Raw genomic sequence first — 19,625 nt, 5'->3', positions numbered from 1 at the left:
GCACCCTCTATCTCCTAACGGGCCAGCAGACAACGAACACCGCGACGGTTACGCACGTCGGCGCCCGCCACTACTCCCCCTCCCTCCGCCGCTGGCTGCAACGGGATCCCGTAGACATCAATGCTGGCAATCCCAATCTTTACTGCTACGTCCTGAATTCGCCAGTCCTGCTCAACGACCCGAACGGCCTACAGGATGATGACTTTCCGCCTCTCCAAGAGGGACGCTTCCGCTACCCGTATGGGCAGGCGATGGCCACTGTCAATCTCGGCGCTCACATTGGGGTCATCGCTCTGGAGCTAGTTCAAGAGCAGCTTGCTGCATGCGTACTTACTGGGGGCAGTTGGGTCGTGATTGGTACGATCGGCAAGGGAAGCAAGTTCGTAGTGAAGGCGCTCAAACTGATGCCGAGGGTCGGGGGTGGCAGAGTTGTTCTGCTTCCAAAGATCATTCGTGTGATCGAGGAGAAGGGGTTCCAACACGCCACCAAGCACCTCAAGGAACTCCTCCGCCGAGCACCCACCGAGGTGGACAAGGCCTGGTTCAGGGAACAGCTAGAGAAGGCGACCCTGCAGGGCATGCAGTTCTTCGACACGCTGCAGGGAAACACGCCGGTGGTAGGTCATATGATGCGCATGACCGGCGAGAACCATGGATGGTGGCTCGTCGCGTGGTACCATCGCGAGACCGGTCTGTTGCAGTCTGCCGTATTCGTGCGTGAAGGAAGCAAGCAATGCCACAACTTCATGGAGCTCATCAAGGCCGCCAAGACCGCGGCCAAGAGATGAACGGGGGCACACTTGGGAACCGACCACATGAACGGGAAGTCAGCGAAGGAGCACGAGCCTATCGAGGCCTATGAGCCGGGCCCGCCGTGGTTACCTGGGTTCATCCAAGGTCCTTTTCTTTACCTCAGCATCTATCAAGAGGGTGCTGAGAAGCGGCTGCTCTCATGTATGGAGGAGGTACTTCTCCAGCACGGATGGAGAGAGCCTCCGCTTGAGCCTCCACCACCGGTGCCGCGAGAGGAATGGGAGACATCGCTGTACTGGTGCCGGGGGCCCATCCCCGGTGCAGGCACCGTGAGGGGTGCCTTAGAATCTGCGGGGACGCTGAGCCCGGACCTGTATCCCGATCCGGACCTCGTGCGATTCTGGGTCTCTGCGGAGAACCACCACATTGCATCCTCGTTTCCTCAGGACCGGGACGCCGTGGCTCGTGCGCTCTCTGTTTCCAGGTACATGTTGCACCTGCTTCACACAGTCTGTTCTTCAACGGACTTCCTGTATGGAGGCATAGCCCAGGAGTACTACGTTCCTGGCCCACGGGAGATGCGGGATCGGTTGTCCACTGGCCCGTCTTTGGGTTGTATCGCGATGTCAAGGGCCCATTACTCCGAAACGGCCCTGAGCCGCATGGCAGAATTGTACAATGGCAGGGTCAGGTACGAGGCGTCCTATGTGTTCTACGAAGACCCTGGCGAGCTGGACCCGCGTGCTGAGTGGCTGAAGCCGAGCAGAGGCGATGCCGAGGAGATCATGCGGATACTACTTTCTCCCATCGACTTGGCAGGCGTGTGAGGCGCGTGTGGTTGTACCAGCGATCAGTCCGTCAGCGGCCCCGCAACCGCCCAAGTCAGGCTGCCGGCGTCGGCCCGTCCGCGACCGGCTGGGGCATGTGAGAGGGTTGATGAACACCTCCAAGACCATAACCGACCGGTACGTCTACGACGCCTACGGCAACGACATGGTCCCCAACCTGCACAACACCACGGAGGGGAATGCGCTCCGCTTCCGCTGGAACGGCTCCTACGGCTACCGGACGCTCTACCTGCTCTCCGGCCAGCAAACCACTAACACCGCTGCGCTAGCCGGGCAGCAGAGCACGAACACTGCGACGGTTCCCGATTTGCTCGGGACAGGCATGCACGTCGGCGCCCGCCACTACTCCCCCTCCCTCCGCCGCTGGCTGCAGCGGGATCCTGCTGGACTTGGGGGAGGCAGTCCCAATCTATATCAGTATTGTGGCTGTAACCCGGTTGGAGCTGCCGACCCCAGTGGCCTAGGCCCAGGCGACCAACTGCCTGTGGAGCTTCGAAAGACCATTCTGCGGGTCCAGGAGCTCAACTCGAAGCGCAAGCTGACCGAGGTGCAGGCGTTTGCCACAATCCTCCAAGCTATCGCGTTTGAAAGTCTAGTGGAGATCCGATTCTGTGGGTTCTCGATCGGCACATCATTTGATGTCGGCAAGTTTTCGGACCTGCTCTACCGGACGTTTGTGGCGAACGGCGGCTTGGTTTCGGCAGCTGGACCAGACGCTGTCGAGTTGCTACCTGACGACAGCTGGCGGTTCCGCACCAACGGTGGCGAGGGGACCCCGCGCCATTTCGCCGCTGCGGCCTATGTTGCGTGGTTGGCTCTCGGGGATCCACTAAAAGCAAAGGCTCTTGGATTGGCGTTCGAAGCGATTGGCGGGTGGAAGCCAAATGATTCCCCAGGCGATGTCGCTGCCAACAACCTTGGCGCGGACTTCCTGATGCTGCTGGCGCGACGCGCCTTCAGTTGTCCGAGTCAGGTGTACGACTGGGTGATTGACCGCATGGCACAACCACGAAGATGACTGACTACCATGGGTCTTCCCGGGCATGGCGACTGGTGCTGTGGATCTGCGCCGGTATCAGTGTTGCGCTAGTCACGGCATGCTGGGCCTTCTGGTTTGTCACACGTCCACTGCAGTGTTGGGAGAATATCAGTGAGATCAAACTGGCCTTCTACCAACAGGAGGTGGACCCGGCGTCTCTGCGTGGTATGTGCCCTGTAACATCCAGTCCGTACTTCATATCGAAAAGCGCTCTCTTGTGGGCGCGTAAGGGCTCCCGGAGGCCCAGCAAGCCAGAGCCGGTGGTCTGGGACTCGCGACCCCATCGCGACGGGTTCTACACGATAGGATGGTCTGACTTGTCTTTGACCAAGGTCCGCAAGCTACCGCCGGACCTACCACCAGGCATACCCTTCGACAAGTTGGCAGCACAGGGCTGCGGCGAAAGGCAGTACGCACCGTGACCCCCTCTAGTCCGAGTTGTCCGATGCGGCATCAACAGAACCTTGTCACCGCGACGGTTCCCGATTTGCTCGGGACAGGCATGCACGTCGGCGCCCGCCACTACTCCCCCTCCCTCCGCCGCTGGCTGCAGCGCGACCCGATCGGTCTGAGAGGCGCTAACCCCAATCTATATCAGTACTGCGGCAACTCTCCCATCGGAGCGGTCGATCCGATGGGACTCCAGATGCGGCCCCCAGTCGGACACGAGGAGCGGATCATCTCGCTTGCACTCGGTCTCGTACGCCAGGCTGCTCCGGAGATTGCGGACGACTTGCGGTCGATTCTGATCCTCGTTAATGATGATCTGGAACTAGGAGCGCGAGGGACTATCACGGACGGCTGCATCGTTTTGAAGCCTCACTGGACGGATCCTACCGGTTCGAAGATGTATTGGCAGGAGATGAGAATGCGCGCCGTGGAGGCCGCAGCAACCATCGTGCATGAGTACTATCACCTGAAAAAGCAGTCGGGCGCATGGGCAAAGCTGAGCTCTTCCCTGGCCTACCACGGATTACTGCTATGGGCCGGGCTTGGCGTGGCGTTCAGTCCACTAAACGACGTTGAGCAGGTCCCCAGCGACCCGCTGGCATTCTATGAGGAGCCTGCATACGCCTTCTCAGTTTCCTTCCTTGACGATCTCGGGAGCGTCAGGCGCGACCTGCTCGACATGGTCCGCGATGCCCGAGCAGCGATCTGCACTGCTTTCCACCAAAACTACGGGCGAACACTGCGAGGAAGTCGGTGATCAGCACCCTGCTTGGGCAACTGCGCCTGCCTGTCGCGTGGCTGGCATCGGGTCTATTCGTAGCCGTTGTGGTGTTGTTCTCGGGCACCTCGGGGTGCAAACCGTATGTTGAGAAAGTGCCGATATCCGTGTGCATGTTCAACCTGCGGCAGATGCAGTCGAGGCTGCTCGAGGTTGCACAGGACTTAGGGCCCGAGGGCCTGCGCAGACTTGACTTCTCGCCCGGAGGCAGCGGATGGCGCAAGCTCGGTATGATACCTAGCACGAATAAGCCATCCACATGCCCGTCGGCCTCGGAGGACGAAGGCTTCGGTTACGTCATCAACCCGCGCATGTTCTATCATCCAATCTCAGAGATTGCGGATCAGGACTGGCTGATCGCCGATTCTGCGCCACGCCATAACGGGTATTACTGGGTCATGACTAAGGCGGGCCGCATCTACAAAACGAGGCTGCTACTATGATGCCGGTCGAGTTTTCTGCGCGCCAGTGTGCAAGGGGCGGTCGTTGAGAGGGGGGGCAACGGGGGCTCATTCCGAGATGCGGTCGAGATCCCCGGTTGCTCGCGTACGGTGAGCAAGTCATCCCGATACTCTTCCCAACAGCCGCTCAGGGCGGGTGGCAACGACGTGGCGCCGGGGCTGTATCACCCCTCATGGCAGGACGGATCGGGAAGCACTGAGGGAAATGCGCTTCCGGTGGAACGGGTCGTATGGGTACCGAACGCTGTACCTGACCGTGCAGCAGATATTCCGCTACACGCGCGATAGGGAGACGGTCTTTGGCGTGGAGTTTGACTTCGGATTCGACACCGCGTCAGCTTTCAAGTGGCTCAAAGGGGTATTCGTAGGCGCTTGGGGCGACTACACCTTAACGCTCCGGACGCTTTGTGGAAGCCAGGTTCAGGGGATGGTACGGGTTGGAAATACCGCTGTGAGGGCGAGCACGACCCCCGGCACTTCGCGATGAGCGCGTTCGCAGCATACTACATGTCGCCCGCGCTGGCGGACTACTTAGGCAACCGCCAGGAGAGCGGCAAGAGCCTCAGCGAGCTTGACCCGTCCTCGGACTCATACGGTGACCAAATGGCGAACTACTTCGGCCGTGAGCTAGCGTGGCAGGTTCAGCGGGGTCGGCTAACCAGCGAAGATGCCATCTACGATTGGATCGTAAAGAACATGTGCGGGAAGCATGACTGCAAGCAACACCTGAGGCACTGAGGGCTGTTGTGTCAAGACCGAAGCTGGCCGGTATTATCGTCGTCGCGGGGCTCGCGCTGGCAGGGCTCGGGACCTACATCGGTATGCGGAAGTTCCGACTCTACCAAGAGCACTGGCAGTGCTGGAGTGAACTCGATGATCTGGGTAGTGCCATGATCTTCGGGAAGCGCGTGCCCGACGACGCCTAGGTATGTCCGGTGACCGGCGTTCGGTACTCAGTGGCTCGTCCGCCATATGAGTATGCGGAGAATGCGGCCAAAGCGCGGCCGATTGCGTGGGATGCGGTACCACATCCGTCGGACGGGTTGCGACTATGCTTCTGGTCTGACAAGACGGTAAGGGTAGCGGCCGGCACCGGTAAGCTGCGAGTGGGCACCATCGTGGGAGACGGCGAGCCCAGGCAAGGGACTGGTCTGAGGTGATCCACTCAGCTTCGGCTCCAAGCCCCGGCGTTGCGGCTGCCGTCTGCGGACGAGCCACCGCCAGCCACCGACTCATGCAGCCGAACGTCGAGGCTCTATCCGGTGCCATGCTCGGGCATGGATAAGAACCTGGAACGCCGCTACTTCAGCTCCGGCCAGGGGTCGCGGTACTGATTCTCCAGCGTCTGCTGAGCTGGCAAGCCGCGTAGGATCGTTACGTCCGTCCACATCTGGGACGGGTAGATTGTCTGCGCGAACCGCAGCGTCTTCGCATGTGTGTCGGCAAAGATCCAGTTGTGTTTCTTGTCGTGGTTGAAGAACAGGCCATACACCTGGCTCGGCGTCCCATTCGTGTCGCAGTACGCGCAAGCGCAAGCCCCTCGGACCATGCACCAATCACCGAGATCTGGCGGGGTGCCCCGCGTCTCCAAAATGTAAATCACGTTAGCCGGGGTCTGCAGCTCGGCGGACCTTCGGGGTCGCTGCTTCGAAGCCTTGCCTTCTGCCATCGGCTCCGACTCGTGGAACCAGGTGCCGTTATACGCATAACTCTTGGGCAACCACTCCGGTCTGTCTTCCGGCCTGTCGGTCGCCCGACCGTAGCAGTGGTTGGACTCGATTCCGGGGTAATCGCTCCACCACTTCTCGGCGAACTTCCATGCGAAGGGGTTAGACGGGCACTTCTGGACATTCTTGTCCTTCACGTACGGCATGATGGCCCGTTTCCAGTCGTAGCACGAACCGTGGAGGTCTCCCCAGCCACTTCCGGCGTTGCGCCCGTGTGCTGGATCCGGGAATCGGTTCATAGGATACGTGCCGTTGTAGCTCGTCATGTACACCTCGATGGCGACCGCCATCTGACGTTGATTGGACAGGCACACTCGGAGCTGCGCCGCCTTGCGAGCATTGGCGAACACGGGGAAGAGAATTGCCGCCAAGATGGCAATGATGGCGATAACCACGAGGAGTTCGATGAGCGTGAAGCCCTTGGAACGGTAAGGAAACATGATTCCCTCCTCTGGGCGCGATGCCCAGCATCCATTATAAGACCTTACTGCTGGGGTGTCAACGTTCCCGCCCCGGAAGCCGGAGACGACCCGGTAAGCGCATCGCTGCGGGCGGGCGCGATCGGCGCATACGGCGGAACCAAGCCTCCGACCTCTCGGCCAAGACACAGGTGGGTCCGAGCAAGAAGGCGCCTGCAAGGATAGCCGCCGTTGCATCGAAGGCATGGGCGAGCGCGGCCAAGAAGCCGACGAGAACCACACTCCAGCAAAGGCCGACAATGGCGGCAAACATGACCCGCTCCGAGGTGAAATCGGTCTTCTAACGAAGACTACGCACTTAACGTATTGGAGTTTCCGGGAAGGAAGCACAGGCCGCCGAGGGGTCCAACCGAGGGGGTACGATCCCGATTGCACGATGCCGCACCATCGGCGTTTTCGGAGGTTACGATGTTTGCATCCTTCGTTGCCATCGCCCTACTCACAGCGCTCTCTCATGGCAAAGCCGACGATCTCTCATCCTTCCCGGCGGGGGCACTCGGACCTTGGAAGGTGGTGTCTGGTACTTGGGGCGTACAAGACGGCCGACTGATGCAGACGGAAGCCGGCTTCGACCTCTGCGCGATGACGGCTAGGACGAGCGGCGAAAAAGCCTTCCGCATTACCGTTCGCTTCGAAGCTGCAGGCGACTTCTTGGGAGGCGGCATCGTGTTCGGCGCCTCACGGGCGGAAAGCATCGCCGAGAGCATGATGGTGCGGCTGGACAACGACGTATTGCTGTACGGCTATTTCGACGGCAAGAAGGTGTTCCAGCCGACGGGCACGCGCGACGTGGCGCTGCGCCACGGCCCCCGCACGCTTAGCGTGGTAGCGGACCCACGCAAGCACGCCTACTCCATCTATGTGGACGGCTCGCGCCTCGTCTCCAACGCGCCGTTGGAGTTCGAGCGGGGCTGGGTCGGCCTCATATCCTGCGGTGGTCCGCATCGCTTCCTCTCGCTGCAGATTGCAGATGCCGGACCTGCCGACACGGCCGACTTACATGCGTCGGTGATGCCACAACCGTTCGGCATCGCGGCGGGTGCGCACTACTTGTACGTGCTGACCAAGGCCGAGCGCCCGATCCAGGTGTGGAGTCGCGATGGGGCCCTGCTGCGGTCGCTAGGTGAAGGGCTCCTGGGTGTGCGGCGAGTCTCGGTGATTCCAGCTCCGCCAGGCACGATCTCGGAGACTCTGGTGCTGGAGACTCGAGCCGGACTGGTGCTGCTGGACTCGCGCTCGGGGGTGGTGAGCAAGCGACTGCCCAAGCCGAAAGGTGTCGAGACGGGATGCCTCACGAGACCTGGCGGTAGTTGGGCGTACGCATGGCTCGGCTCGGATGGACACGTGACTCTTCAGCCGTTGCCGCCTGCCACGGGTTCGCCGACGATTCACACCACGCCACAGGTGCAGAAGGCCGCCCACGCCGCATGGCGCGACGGCAAGCTGTACGTGGTAGACAGCGACACCGAACGAGCGCGCTTCGTGACACACATCTACGAGTGGACCGGGGCGGATCCGGTGTTCGAGCGCACGGTACCGACTTGGCTCGATCCACAGTCACTGGCCATCACGCGCGAAGGCAATCTCGTCTACTCCGGCGGCTTGGGATACTACGAACCTGGCGGAGCGGTACGTATCCTGCGACCGGACGGCTCCCGAGTGGCGCACGCTGCCATGTTCCCCTACGGCACGCTTAGCAAGCGCTCGGCGGTCGCGGTCGGTTCGGACGACCGCATCTACGTAGCCGATCCCGGCGCGAACGCGGTCTTCATCTATCCCCCGGACTTGACGGAACCGGACCCGCTCGTCACCACCAGGCCGGGGGAGGCACACATCCGTTGGACCGCGCCGATTGCTCGCGGTGCCAAAGTAACTTATGGCACGAGCGCGAACGGCTTCGGATGGAAAGAAATGCGAGCCAAGCGATTCGGTGAAGGCTGGGACGTGTTCCTAACCGACCTGAAACCTAACACTCGGTATTACTACCGCTTCACGCCAGGCCCAGAGATGCTTCCCGAGACCCGCCCTTCTAGGGTCTACAGCTTCGTGAGTGCCCCTGAGAAGGGCTATCGGCAGGCCGTGGAGGTCCGCGTGGTGGTGGCTATCTACCTGAACACTCTCGCCGACGAGAAGCACCGCTGGAGCATCCCGGAGGAGGGTGTGGTGGACAAGGTGCGGCGGGAGTTCGACAAGAGCCGCCTGTTCTACTGGAGAAACAGTCGCTGCCGCTTCCATGTGAACATCGCGGACTACGTGGTGATCCGCGACCAAGAGGCTATCGTCAAAGGCGGATGGCTCGAGCCCACGCAGGTTCGCCGCGACCTGGACCGTGTTCTCCAGCCGACAGGCAAGGCCGCCGCCGCCGACTATGACTCGATCGTAGCAACCTGGGCGGAGCCGGGCTTCGACTCGACGACCGACGACGAACTCGGTGCGGTAGGTGGCGGAGGCCTTACTCCACCACGATACTCGTGCTTCGGCATCTCGGGACGGCTCAATTGGCTGATGGTGCACGAGTTCAATCACCAGATAGACGCTTTCTACGACATGTCGGGCTCCATCGAGTACTGGCTGAACCACCCGGACTACACGATTCACCCAGGCAGATATGGACAGCACTTCGACTGCAACGCCTACCTAAATCGCCTGTGGCGCGACGACCAATACCTCACTGCTCGGTTCGGGCGAATCGTCACGTACGAAGACCGAGACGAGGACGGCCTGCCGGACAGTGACTACCGGTTCCCTACGGACGAGGTGCGATTTGGCTCTGACCCGACGAAGAAGGACACCGACGGGGACGGGCTGGACGACCTCGCGGAGTTCATGGCCGGGACCTTCAGTGCGAGCAACCCGACCAAGGCAGACACCGACGAGGACGGGCTGAAGGACGGAGAGGACCCCTGGCCACTCTATGAAGCGTCTCCCGAGGTGATGCATCGTGACTCCACCGCCACTCGTCAACCCATCGTGCTGGTGGACCCCAACAGCCGCTATCTGCGAGGTAGTGACCCGTCCGGTTCCGGTCACCCCGCGTTCGGCGAGTACCTCGGCCATGCCAAACTGACCTGGCACGAAGGCGGCATAACCCTAACCCTCATGCCCCCGCGGGACTTTCGATACCGGCATGCGCCTGTGAACACATCGCCGATGCGGGTGGAGTTCGACGTGGACTTCGACAACGACGGTTGGTTCAGCGGCCGGGACAACTTCGAGTTCCGGTTCGATACCGGCTCGGGCACCAGCTCGAAGGGCACGACGCTCCGCAAGGACGGAGACCACTGGTCTCTGGACATCCCAGCCTCCGCTCTTGGGGTGGAGAATATCGAGCGCGGGCGGAAGCTGGGCATCCGACTTCGCGTGGAGCAGGACGGCCGGGCCGTGAGCGCTTTCGATCCGTGGTCGCTGTTCGAGATGGAGCTGCACTAAGCGACGCGATAGCTGCGCCACCGGTCGAGACCGCGAACCGCCTGCTCCCACTCGGCACGCCAGGCGTCCAATGTGGCTTTCGATAGGTCACGGTGGCGCATTGCGTCCGAGGCAAGTCGCGCGCGTAGGTTCTCGTTCAGGTTTACGCCAGGCGAGTCCTCACCGCGGTGCTCCAGGTATGCGGTCTCTTTGACTGCGAGATACCAGTCGAAGTGCGCGCCTAGTTTGCCGGGAATGCGGTCTGCGGGCCGAAAGCGTGTGGCCGCGTAGTCCAACGCAAAACGGACCAGCCCCGCCGAGGCTGCCCCCGCGACTTTGTACCGGAAGCGAGTGCTGTTCGCCGTGTCCACGAGCCAGGCGACCGGTGGAGTGCGCCCGCACGCCAGGTGGCCGCGGATGTAGGATAGCGCCAAGACATCGGTCGCATCGAGCTTCGACTCCGTCGCTGCCGACCGCAGGGTTAGGACGCCGAGCGCGGTGAGCACGTCCGTCTCCGTGATCCCGAATCGGTTTGCCGCCATCTCTATCGTGATCATCGGCGGCCCGCGCCCGCCCCCGAATCAAGAGTCGGAACTTATTTAGCTATGCTATGAAATAAGCGTGTCGATCGACAGCGATTTGGACACGAGTTGTCTGCTGATCTTGTTCGAATACACCTAGTGATCGTTCCTTTCGCCTCACTCTCCCCTCGTACGACTCCGATAATCGGGATAATAGGTTACGAATTCGGCAAGGACCTGCGACCATGAACCGTACGTCAAGCCCGATGGGCGACAAGATGAGGCTGGCTGTCGCGTCGGCTGCCGCTTGTCTGCTCGGGCTCGCGTTCGCCTCGGGCCTACCCGCGAAGCGTGCGCAAGAGAGCGACCCACTCGCCTGCCAGGACTGTCATGCCGAGACCGCGGCAACGTGGAAGAATTCGCTGCACCGAGGCTATCTACAGCGCTATCTGGGGGAGGCCGCCGCGGAGTGCTCGCACTGCCACGGTGATGCCAGCACACACCTAGCCGAACCGACCAAAGACAACATCCGTCGCTTCTCCCCGAAGAGCGTGGAGGGCATTCGCCAGTCCGCCCGACTCTGCTTGGGCTGCCACAGAACCGTGGTCAACGAGCGAAGTTGGTCGGCCACGGCTCACCCTTCCGCGGGCATCTCGTGCTTCGATTGCCACCGCGTGCACGGGCCCGACGACGCCTACGCACACCTCCACAGGAAGAACGGGGGCATGTCAAAGCTACCTGCCGTCTCCGGACAGGCCGACGCGCCCTCACAGATCGTGAATGCCTCGTGCATCGCGTGTCATGAGGACATCGCCGGGCAGCTACGCGCACGCTCCCATCACCCGATGCTGGAGGGCCGCGTGAAGTGCACGGATTGCCACGAGGTGCACCGTTCGACCGAGCCGGCCTTGCTGCCCACGGGCCGCGACGTTCGCGATGTGTGCACCGATTGCCACACCGACCGGCGAGGACCGTTCATCTTCGAACATGAGCCGGTGCATTCCTCGGGACTGGGCGAGGGCTGCATCACCTGCCACCGGCCGCACGGGTCACCCAACCCGAAGCTCGCACCCTACTTCGGACGGGCCTTGTGCATGCAGTGCCATACGGACATCCTGGAGGACGGAGCGCATCGAGTGCGGCCGGGCAACTGCTGGCGTGCTGGGTGTCACGCTGCTATCCACGGTTCCAATCGCAGCGAGGTGTTTCTTGAGTAGGGCGTTCGCAATCCTCACAGCGGTAGTAGGTGCGAGCGCTTGGGCGCAATCGTGGGATGTGGACGCAGGTCTCGGTTGGAGCGGACTCGACACGGGTGGCAATCAGACTCGATTCTATCAGTACCGAACGCTCCCCGAAGGGTGGTACGTTCCCCGAGTTGGTGTTACGACCACCGAACCTGGGTATCGCTTCACGAGCGGGTGGCTGACGCCCGGCGAGGACGATCACCTGGGAGCCTTGCGTTTGGTGGGATCGAAACTGGGCCACTCTGTGCGAGCGAGTTGGGATCGGTTCCGCTACTTCGCAGACCCAGCGGTTCTTTTCGGCAACGCCTCGCAGAGCGAGTCGCGGCGAGTGGCTGTGCACCTCGAAGGCGGGCCGCACGGAATCGCCCTCGATCTGCGTGTGGCGGACATGTGGGTGAGTCAGCCAGACATCATCCGGCTTCGTCCCGGGAGTGGCTACGAGTATCGAAGCATGACGTACGAGGCCGCGGCAGCGGTGCCCATCCGGGGGGGTTCACTGCGCGCCGACTTCCGTGCCGTCGGTCTGGACGATGCAACGGCGCGCGCACCGACCGGCTGGACGAGGGAACTGGCGCTGAGTGGCGAGCGTGACCTGGGCGAGGCGCTGCAGGCACGCCTGTACTACCGCGACCAGCGTACCGACCAAGGCGGACACCCGTCGGCATCGGCGAGGCAGTGGGGGGGCGGAGCCACGTGGACCCCGCGGCCCGACCTTCGCCTGCGGGTGGATAGCAGACTCTCTAGGGTTGCCCTGCCGATGACCGTCAGCCGGCACGCATCGAACCGAGACCGGGTGACCACCGAAGTGACGTGGCGACCGTCTCGCGGGACCAGCGTGACCGGCACCTACGAGTACAAAGCATGGCTGCTGGAGCAAGACGGCATGCCCTTCTCGGAGAGCACGGCGAGTCACCTGGCGCGGCTCGTGGGACGGCGCTCGGACCCTTCGCTTGGGCTGCTCCAACTACATTACGAGCAGGGCTACTTGCTCGACCCGCCGATTACTACCATCGCGACTCTGGTGAGCTCGGCCAGCCTGTACGCCGATAGGTGGCAGCGCCTTTCCGGCACGTGGACGCGCGACTTGGGATCCGCATCATCCGCCCACGCAGAAGCCAGGTGGACCGAGAGACACCTAACAGCGCGGGACCTCGCGCTCCGAACTCTATGGCTGGGCGCCGGACTCAGCATCGCACCTAACGAGACGATACACGCATCGCTCGACTATTGTTGGGAAAGCCACGACCTATCTCTGTGGGATTCCGATCCCTATGACCTGAACGACGGCAACAGCGGTGACCTGGGGTCCGGGCTGGCGAGCCGGCCTTATTCCTCTCGCGCCGGCACGCTAACTGGCGCCCTGTCGTGGCAGGCGAGTGAGCACACTTCCCTGTCCGCGAGCGTCTCGTTGCGCAACGGATACGGTGGCGAGCGCGGCACTTATCTGGGCTACGGTATCGAACTGCGGCACAGCCTCGGGAGCCGCCTCACCCTCGCATGCAGCTACCTGCGTGAGGAGTTCACCGATGACTTCGTCAGCCTCTACGACTACGACGCGAACGTACTTCGCCTGTCTCTGCGTGCCACGTTTCCCTGAGGTGTTGAAGTGAGAAGCGACTATCCTTCCTACGCCGTCCTAGCAGTGACAGCCCCCACCGCCTGCTTGCTCTTCACGTTGCTGATGGCAGGATGCGGGGGTACCGGCACGTTGGGAGGTTCGCCACCGCTGGACCCCGAGAAGCTGAACGCCGTGTTCGTCTCGCGCGCACCCACGCTCGACGGCGACCCCTCGGATCCCGAGTGGGCCGGCGCTCCAAAGCTGACATTCGCCACCGGTGAGGGCATGGACACATCGCTCGCGAGCTTCCCCTGTACCACCTGTCATGCTCAGTCGGGGCCGATCACTGTCAGCATGCGCGCGGTGTACACCTCGGACCACATCTACTTCCTGGTGCGCTGGCCCGACTCGACCGCAAGCCTAACACGTCGGGATGCGTGGACCTACCTGTTTGGCAACTGGGTCAAGTTGAGTAGCGGGCAAAGCGAAGACCGAGTATCGCTGTTCTTCCCTATCGGGCAGATCCGTGGGGACGACTTCAACACGGGCGGATGTATGACGAAGTGTCATGTCACAGACAACCATAACTCGGGGGCATGTGGCCAGGAGTGTCACGCACCTGTTAGGACGAGAGGTGTTGCCGGCTGGCGCGACGAGGTGTACCTGGTAGAGGGCATGGCCGACCTTTGGCACTCCAAGGCAGCGAGGGGAATGGCGGCGTTGGGAGCCAGTTCCGTGAACGCAATGGTGGACGAGGACACCAACGAGATGATCAGTGGAACGCTCAGCCTGACGGGCTACTGCGACGACGAGTACATCACCCAGTACACCGACGAGGAACTGGGGGGTAGGTTGCCGGATGCGGGCGAGGGCGCCGACGTGCTGAATGCCACCGCATCGAAGAGCGCGCCGCTGTTCATGGAGAAGAACCCTACCGACTATGCCGACGCAATGGTGCTGACGCAGGCGGAGATAGACGCTGGAGAGTGCTATGGGCATCCAGTCACCGGCGTCACCAAGGCCGAGGCGAATGAAGCGTGGCCGAAGTACAAGGCGCTGGGCGCGGTCGTGCCGGAGCGCATTCTGCGCGCGCCGACCGGCAGCTGCGCAGATGTGCGAATGTCAGCCACATGGCGCGATGGGTGGTGGACGGCGGAGCTATCCCGCGCCCTCGATACGGGGCGGTCGGACGACGTGCGCTTCGTCCCCGGCCAGGGCTACGTGTTCGGGTTGGCGATTATGGACAACAGCGGCGGCGGCCGCCACTTCCCCGCCCGCAAACGCATCCTGATGCTATATCGGTAGGTGGTAGCCGCTCGTACCGTCACGCTGAGCCTGTCGAAGCGTGACGGCATGGAGCCCCCGGCAGGTACGCACTGCGGACCCCACACTCGACCCGGCGGAGGGCTCTTTCCACGGAATCGGCTCGCGAACGTGGCATCACCGTCCCGGCGATGGGGTCGGAACCGGCGGGGACGCCGGAACCATGAGGCCACGCGTGACCTCGCCCGTCGCCACCCTGTCATCTCTTGCCACAACGCTCGCGGCGCACGATCGCACGCTTCGACAGGCTCAGCGTGACGGTTTGGGCGTCGCCCGTATGACACCGCCACGGGCTAACCGTAACACCGCAGATGAGGCACGCGGGCGCACGCTTCGACGGGCTCAGCGTGACGGAATCGGAGTCCCTCGGCCTACACGTAGCCAAACCGTATCAGCCACAGGGCTGCCCGCGACGGACTCACAACGCCCTCCTCCCCCTGCGGAGTGCTAGGAGGCCGAGGCAGCCGGAGAGTGCTAGCGCCGCACCCGGCTCCGGGACGGGGGTGGAGAGCCAGACATCGTAGATGTTGTATGGCGCTGTTCCGCGTTCCACATACCACAGGCAGTGGCCGCCGTCCCCAATGGCGAGCGGGATGGCAGCGACAGAGTCGAGCCCAAACGCGTCACGTGTCAAGTTGAAGCTATCGTAGTAGACACCCCATTCCGAGAGATCATTCCATCCGCCTGCCCACAGAACGTGACCGGTGGCGTTCATCGTGCTACTGATGGTGTCCACTGCCGAGCCAAACCCGATGACGCTGGTGTTCAGCTCCTCGCTGTCGCGGAACAGCCTCCAACGGCCAGGTTCAGGGCCGACGGCCGACCACAACACGTGCCCATCCTCCGATAGCGCACGGGCATATAGCTGGAGACCGCCACCAACCACTGGGAACGAAATGTTGGTGGTATTCAGCATGATGTTGGAGTACGGATAGCCTCCAGTCCACAGCAGGTCGCCTCGCTGGTTAATGCCCACCGCGGAGCCATCGGCGCCGATGCCGAACACTTCGGTTGTCAGGTCTCTGTTGTCCAGAAATGCCTTGTTGCGGTTCCCCGTGAGTGCCGACTTCCCGTTCCAGGCAACACGACCGGCCTCGTCAACCCACGCTCCCCCGAGCTCTCGCCCCGGGCCGAGGAAGGAACTCACGTTCCTATCGTCAACGAACAGGTCCCACTCGGTCTGCCCGGCAGGCCGACCGCGCCAGGCCACCTGGCCCGACGAGTTGGGAGCAGAGGGGAGCTCTCCGGAACCCTCCGGACCCAGTGCTGCAGCAGTCACGTCTGTTTCGTTCACGAACACCTTCTGCCTACCACCACTCGATCCCTGGAACGAGAAGTAGCCACCACACCCGAACTGACGTGGCACGTTAGTCACGGAAGTGGTGACTGCTTGGCTGATGTTCGTCGCACCCACATAGAGCTGGTTCAGCGATGTCCAGATGGGGAGGCCACTCGCCGTTACACCAAAGGACTTAGCCATATGATATGCGCCGAAGACCTCCAGGCTGTAGTTTCGTCCTCCCACGAAGATATTGGTCCCCGTGTCGGTCCGTCCCGCATATACTGCAACTCCGGAAGGGTTCACGTAAGCGCTATGCGGTCGCAGTAACAACCCTTCGACGAGAAGGTCATGACGCCACAGCCCCGACTGCGCTGCAGCCGGCACCACGGCAGCTAGGTGTACGACAGTGAGCATGAAGTACTTCTGCCATCCCATTTTAAGGCCCCCATATTGCGTAGAGTTTGCCGGTCGTATTGTAGTGATACGACCCCACATAGATGGTTCCGTCGCTGTCAATCGTGACGTGCGGCCACTCTATATACTCCGGGAACACGGGCGGCGCACCGCTGAACGGGCCCAACCGCCACCAGTAGGCGCACCGGACACGCATGGCTAACGCGTTCTCCGCTTGCGCATCAGCACGAGGCCGAGAGCTGCGGACACGCCGACACCTCCGCTCGGCTCCGGGACGGGGGTGGAGAGCCAGACGAACACTTCGCCTGTAGCCGGATCCTGGTCCGCCCACAGCGCATGACCGTTGCGCCCCATGGCCAGCCCCCACGATGCAAACCCGCTGCCGCCGCGTGCGTCGGCGCTGAGATCCAGCCTGTCCAAGTAGGCCCTATACTTGAACCCGGTGGCGAATCCGCGGCCTGTCCAGAGGCCCCGACCGAAGTCATCAACGCCTTTCGTCTCCACGAACGGCAGATCACCTAGCAATCCCTCACTAATGTTGCGCTCGTTGACGAAGACGTCCATGCGCCGTGAGCCAGTCGCATCGTAGTAGTATGCATACCACATGGCGTACCCGCCATCGGACAAGAGCCGCTGTACAGCATATGCTTCGTGGTACCGCGCGCCGAACACCTCAAGTGATAGGCAACGCTCGTCCAAGAAGACCTCATTGCGAAAGTTGGTAAAGGCTCCCCAACCTTCCCACAACACCTGGCCCCTGGAGTTGATGGCTCTGCCGATCGACGAGCGCTCGGATCCCAAAAACGCAGATATCTCTCGATCGTTCACGAAGGTCATGTGGTTGGGAAACTGCTGCCCCGCGTACCATCCGGTCCACAGGGCTTCCCCGCGGTCGTTGATGTCGTGCGCCTCAGCATATCCTTGGGGTCCCAACACGGGGAGGGAGACGTTCTCCGTGCCACGAAAGACCTGACGGCGCTGCCCGGTCGCATCGCCTTTCCCATACCAGATGGCATAGCCCGCAGGCGAAACGGCGACCTCCGTCGCCACTCGGTTAGTCCCTAAGATATCTCCAGCGCGCAACGACTCGCGACCGAGGAACACCTCGTCATCACGGCCCTGGACCGGCTGTGAGTAGGACAGCGACCAAAGCGGTCTACCATCAAGGGTGATACCCTTGGCGTAGATGGCAACGCCAGTTTGATCGACTATCAGCCCGTCGGAGATTCGAGTTGTGTCAACCCAGACGGCGCCACCACCGCGCCACGTGATCTGACCTGCATCGTTGATGCCTTCGGACAGGCCTTGCTCACCACCCACAGCCGCACTGATGTTCTCGCTGCCCTTGAACACGGTATACCCAGCATCCGTGATCCCGGTGAACGTAGGCAGCCCACTCGAGTTCACCCACGACTGCTTGTCCGAAACGACCCCGAGCAGTCCTCTGGCTACTACTTGGTGCTCCCACCACACCTGGCCACACGCACTCGATAGGAGTGCGAGCAAGAACATGCCGACGCTGTACAACCTACCAACCATTCCATTCACTCCATTCTGCTCTGTTGAACGCAGGGGGCGCGCGGGGGAGTTGTCCCCCGCGCGACTCGATGCTACTAGTGGGGTCCGACAACCGTGTACAACTTCCCGTTGTTGGCCCCTACGTAGATGACCCCCCTGGAGTCCATCACCATACCAGGGTGCTCCAGCCCATTCGTGTAAGCAGGGAACCCCTGGAGCACCGCCCCGGACGATGGGTCGGCAGCATACACGTAGCCGCTCTCCGGCGCGAAGATCAGGTAGGGAGTGCCCTGCGGAGACTTGATGCCCACCATCGGCGTCGGATCGATGCGCGTGGGGGGGTTGGCTACGTGGATGATAGTTGCGATACCCGTTGCGCCCAGGTCAACGACTCGCAGTAGGTGGTGTTCTCCCAGGAAGATACCCTGAGAGGCCTCCTGGGTTCCGACGAAGACGTCTCCGCCTGGACCGATACACGGAGATCCCTCGATGGGTCCGAACTGGTCCTCTTGGATCGGGAAGGTCATCTTGCGAGCCACTTCGATGCGGTTTCGGGGCAAGCCCGTCCACTTGAACGAGCCGTTCGTCATGCGGAGCGCATACACGAACCCGCGGAAGCTGACCCAGAACGTGCCCACGTAGATGGTACCGTCGTCAGCAACGGCCGGATAGGTGACAACAGGAGTGGGTGACTGGTCAACTTGGAGATTCCGGGTCCACTGCACGTCCCCTTGCCGTCCGGCATCCCTCACCTTGTACACAATGCCCTCGATGGAGGCACAAATGAGGTACGTGTTCCCGTCCTCCTCCCAGATCGCGGGCGACGCCACCGCACCTGTCCCAATTGCAACTGACCAGATGGGCTGAACTTCGTTACCTGAGTTCACCGACGTGAACGCGCATAGCCAGCCCGAGCCGCCGGCGCTATCCACGCACACGTACACGCGGCCATTCGCGCCGATCACGGGCCCTGCCGCAATCCCGTCGCCAAGGTCTGCCGACCTCCAGAGTAGCTGCCCGGTCGGACTGAGACAGCGCAGTCGCCCATCGTCACAGCCGAAGAACACGCCGTACGGAGGCGGCTGCGGCCCATCCCGTTCTTCCACCTCCTCAGGTTCGAGGAGCCCGAGCGCGGGAATGGACAGCATGTTGGACAGCACCGGCCCACCGGGCGAATCCCGATCGTACATCCAGGCGAGCTGGGGCTGTCCGTTAACCACGTTGACTCCGAAAGCCTTTCCGTGACCGCCCACGGTACTCTCGCTTGTGAAGTAGATACGGCCCTCTGGCCCGATCGCGCAAGACCCCTGGAGCTTGCGATAGAGGTCACCCGTGTCGAATATCCAGTAGATGCTGCCTGGGTTGAGCCCGAACAGCGGCTCGAAGACTTGCCTGCCCGTGTGGCGGGCGTCACGTCCCGCCATCGGCCAGGAGGAACCGGGGACGGGCTGAGCGTCCACCGTAAGAGAGAGTACTAAGGTACCCCCCCCGCCGCAATAAGGGTAAGGAGGAACCTGTCAAAGCGCCCACACATTCTGCATCCTCCTCTTTCGCCCGCGCAGCCGGGGGAGGATCGCACCGCACGACCCGCTCGCTGCACGGGCCTGCAACCATCCTATCACGACTCGCCCACTTTGTCAACCTACATTGCGGGCTGTCTCCGTGGCATCGCCGTCCCGGCGATGGGGTCACCGTGGCATCGCCGTCTCGGCGATGTGGTCACCGTGGCATCGCCGTCCCGGCGATGCAGCCACCGTGGTTTCGCCGCAGCAGATCTACGTCACGCTTCGACGGGCTCAGCGTGACGGTTTGGGCGTCGCCC

General features: G+C 62.2%; 18 protein-coding genes and 1 pseudogene. 13 read left to right on the top strand and 6 right to left on the bottom strand.

Translation table 11 applies throughout. The annotated features are described in order from the left end of the window. From HRF45_09635 to HRF45_09595, 9 genes are all read left to right on the top strand, one after another. A partial coding sequence (locus HRF45_09635) for an RHS repeat-associated core domain-containing protein (GenBank protein ID MEP0766784.1) occupies nucleotides 1-788 on the top strand: 788 nt, incomplete at its 5' end. 27 nt (nucleotides 789-815) lie between these two features. After that, nucleotides 816-1,580 carry a hypothetical protein gene (locus HRF45_09630; GenBank protein ID MEP0766783.1) on the top strand — a complete coding sequence of 255 codons (765 nt, stop codon included), beginning with the start codon at nucleotides 816-818 and terminating at the stop codon, nucleotides 1,578-1,580. Nucleotides 1,581-1,689: 109 nt separating this feature from the next. Continuing rightward, complete coding sequence (locus HRF45_09625; GenBank protein ID MEP0766782.1) at nucleotides 1,690-2,619, top strand: RHS repeat-associated core domain-containing protein; 930 nt, start codon at nucleotides 1,690-1,692, stop codon at nucleotides 2,617-2,619. Beyond that, entirely contained in the window at nucleotides 2,616-3,062 is a 447-nt protein-coding gene (locus tag HRF45_09620; protein ID MEP0766781.1) for a hypothetical protein, read from the top strand. Before HRF45_09625 ends, HRF45_09620 begins: the two co-directional genes overlap by 4 nt. Nucleotides 3,063-3,085: 23 nt before the next feature. Further along, nucleotides 3,086-3,847 (top strand): RHS repeat-associated core domain-containing protein, encoded by a 762-nt coding sequence (locus tag HRF45_09615; GenBank protein MEP0766780.1) that lies wholly within the window; start codon nucleotides 3,086-3,088, stop codon nucleotides 3,845-3,847. Further along, nucleotides 3,844-4,311 (top strand): hypothetical protein, encoded by a 468-nt coding sequence (locus HRF45_09610; protein ID MEP0766779.1) that lies wholly within the window; start codon nucleotides 3,844-3,846, stop codon nucleotides 4,309-4,311. Before HRF45_09615 ends, HRF45_09610 begins: the two co-directional genes overlap by 4 nt. A gap of 223 nt (nucleotides 4,312-4,534) precedes the next feature. Continuing rightward, nucleotides 4,535-4,816, top strand: a complete 282-nt coding sequence (locus tag HRF45_09605; GenBank protein ID MEP0766778.1) for a hypothetical protein — start codon at nucleotides 4,535-4,537, stop codon at nucleotides 4,814-4,816. Next, a complete protein-coding gene (locus tag HRF45_09600) occupies nucleotides 4,813-5,067 on the top strand; it encodes a hypothetical protein (protein ID MEP0766777.1) in 255 nt (84 codons plus the stop codon). Before HRF45_09605 ends, HRF45_09600 begins: the two co-directional genes overlap by 4 nt. An 8-nt stretch (nucleotides 5,068-5,075) precedes the next feature. Continuing rightward, the gene (locus HRF45_09595) at nucleotides 5,076-5,255 is read left to right on the top strand and encodes a hypothetical protein (protein ID MEP0766776.1); all 180 of its coding nucleotides are present in this window, start codon (nucleotides 5,076-5,078) and stop codon (nucleotides 5,253-5,255) included. 1,154 nt (nucleotides 5,256-6,409) lie between these two features. Here HRF45_09595 and HRF45_09590 read toward each other — a convergent pair. Then, a pseudogene (locus tag HRF45_09590) lies at nucleotides 6,410-6,721 on the bottom strand (prepilin-type N-terminal cleavage/methylation domain-containing protein). Nucleotides 6,722-6,943: 222 nt separating this feature from the next. Here HRF45_09590 and HRF45_09585 point away from each other — a divergent pair. Beyond that, complete coding sequence (locus tag HRF45_09585) at nucleotides 6,944-9,964, top strand: hypothetical protein (GenBank protein ID MEP0766775.1); 3,021 nt, start codon at nucleotides 6,944-6,946, stop codon at nucleotides 9,962-9,964. On the opposite strand, the gene HRF45_09580 is transcribed toward HRF45_09585, so the two are convergent. Beyond that, nucleotides 9,961-10,500 (bottom strand): hypothetical protein, encoded by a 540-nt coding sequence (locus HRF45_09580; GenBank protein ID MEP0766774.1) that lies wholly within the window; start codon nucleotides 10,498-10,500, stop codon nucleotides 9,961-9,963. The genes HRF45_09585 and HRF45_09580 overlap by 4 nt on opposite strands. A 209-nt stretch (nucleotides 10,501-10,709) precedes the next feature. Here HRF45_09580 and HRF45_09575 point away from each other — a divergent pair, with 209 nt between their 5' ends. The 3 genes from HRF45_09575 to HRF45_09565 are packed head-to-tail and all read left to right on the top strand — an operon-like array spanning nucleotide 10,710 to nucleotide 14,571. Next, nucleotides 10,710-11,681: a cytochrome c3 family protein gene (locus HRF45_09575; protein ID MEP0766773.1), complete on the top strand. Its 972-nt coding sequence runs from the start codon at nucleotides 10,710-10,712 to the stop codon at nucleotides 11,679-11,681. Next, nucleotides 11,674-13,305: a hypothetical protein gene (locus HRF45_09570; protein ID MEP0766772.1), complete on the top strand. Its 1,632-nt coding sequence runs from the start codon at nucleotides 11,674-11,676 to the stop codon at nucleotides 13,303-13,305. Before HRF45_09575 ends, HRF45_09570 begins: the two co-directional genes overlap by 8 nt. A gap of 9 nt (nucleotides 13,306-13,314) precedes the next feature. Continuing rightward, nucleotides 13,315-14,571, top strand: coding sequence for a hypothetical protein (locus tag HRF45_09565; GenBank protein ID MEP0766771.1), 1,257 nt, complete (start codon nucleotides 13,315-13,317; stop codon nucleotides 14,569-14,571). A gap of 436 nt (nucleotides 14,572-15,007) precedes the next feature. Here the strand turns inward: HRF45_09565 and HRF45_09560 are convergent, their stop codons facing one another. The 4 genes from HRF45_09560 to HRF45_09545 form a co-directional block, all read right to left on the bottom strand. Beyond that, nucleotides 15,008-16,285 (bottom strand): hypothetical protein, encoded by a 1,278-nt coding sequence (locus HRF45_09560; GenBank protein ID MEP0766770.1) that lies wholly within the window; start codon nucleotides 16,283-16,285, stop codon nucleotides 15,008-15,010. A gap of 22 nt (nucleotides 16,286-16,307) precedes the next feature. Further along, on the bottom strand, nucleotides 16,308-16,481 hold the full coding sequence (locus HRF45_09555; GenBank protein ID MEP0766769.1) for a hypothetical protein: 174 nt from the start codon (nucleotides 16,479-16,481) through the stop codon (nucleotides 16,308-16,310). 2 nt (nucleotides 16,482-16,483) lie between these two features. After that, entirely contained in the window at nucleotides 16,484-17,824 is a 1,341-nt protein-coding gene (locus tag HRF45_09550; GenBank protein MEP0766768.1) for a PEP-CTERM sorting domain-containing protein, read from the bottom strand. Between the two features lie 74 nt (nucleotides 17,825-17,898). Next, the gene (locus HRF45_09545; protein ID MEP0766767.1) at nucleotides 17,899-19,227 is read right to left on the bottom strand and encodes a PQQ-like beta-propeller repeat protein; all 1,329 of its coding nucleotides are present in this window, start codon (nucleotides 19,225-19,227) and stop codon (nucleotides 17,899-17,901) included. Nucleotides 19,228-19,625: the final 398 nt, after the last annotated feature.

The organism is Fimbriimonadia bacterium (genome assembly GCA_039961735.1).
GTDB lineage: Bacteria > Armatimonadota > Fimbriimonadia > Fimbriimonadales > JABRVX01 > JABRVX01.
This window is presented reverse-complemented; position numbering and strand designations above follow the sequence as displayed.

What these genes read in the sequence shown, in the direction of transcription:
- HRF45_09630 (MEP0766783.1), top strand. Translation starts at nt 816, where the DNA reads ATGAACGGGAAGTCAGCGAAGGAGCACGAGCCTATCGAGGCCTATGAG.
- HRF45_09625 (MEP0766782.1), top strand. Translation starts at nt 1,690, where the DNA reads ATGAACACCTCCAAGACCATAACCGACCGGTACGTCTACGACGCCTAC.
- HRF45_09620 (MEP0766781.1), top strand. Translation starts at nt 2,616, where the DNA reads ATGACTGACTACCATGGGTCTTCCCGGGCATGGCGACTGGTGCTGTGG.
- HRF45_09615 (MEP0766780.1), top strand. Translation starts at nt 3,086, where the DNA reads ATGCGGCATCAACAGAACCTTGTCACCGCGACGGTTCCCGATTTGCTC.
- HRF45_09605 (MEP0766778.1), top strand. Translation starts at nt 4,535, where the DNA reads ATGCGCTTCCGGTGGAACGGGTCGTATGGGTACCGAACGCTGTACCTG.
- HRF45_09600 (MEP0766777.1), top strand. Translation starts at nt 4,813, where the DNA reads ATGAGCGCGTTCGCAGCATACTACATGTCGCCCGCGCTGGCGGACTAC.
- HRF45_09585 (MEP0766775.1), top strand. Translation starts at nt 6,944, where the DNA reads ATGTTTGCATCCTTCGTTGCCATCGCCCTACTCACAGCGCTCTCTCAT.
- HRF45_09580 (MEP0766774.1), bottom strand. Translation starts at nt 10,500, where the DNA reads ATGATCACGATAGAGATGGCGGCAAACCGATTCGGGATCACGGAGACG.
- HRF45_09575 (MEP0766773.1), top strand. Translation starts at nt 10,710, where the DNA reads ATGAACCGTACGTCAAGCCCGATGGGCGACAAGATGAGGCTGGCTGTC.
- HRF45_09560 (MEP0766770.1), bottom strand. Translation starts at nt 16,285, where the DNA reads ATGCTCACTGTCGTACACCTAGCTGCCGTGGTGCCGGCTGCAGCGCAG.
- HRF45_09555 (MEP0766769.1), bottom strand. Translation starts at nt 16,481, where the DNA reads ATGCGTGTCCGGTGCGCCTACTGGTGGCGGTTGGGCCCGTTCAGCGGT.
- HRF45_09550 (MEP0766768.1), bottom strand. Translation starts at nt 17,824, where the DNA reads ATGGTTGGTAGGTTGTACAGCGTCGGCATGTTCTTGCTCGCACTCCTA.
- HRF45_09545 (MEP0766767.1), bottom strand. Translation starts at nt 19,227, where the DNA reads ATGGCGGGACGTGACGCCCGCCACACGGGCAGGCAAGTCTTCGAGCCG.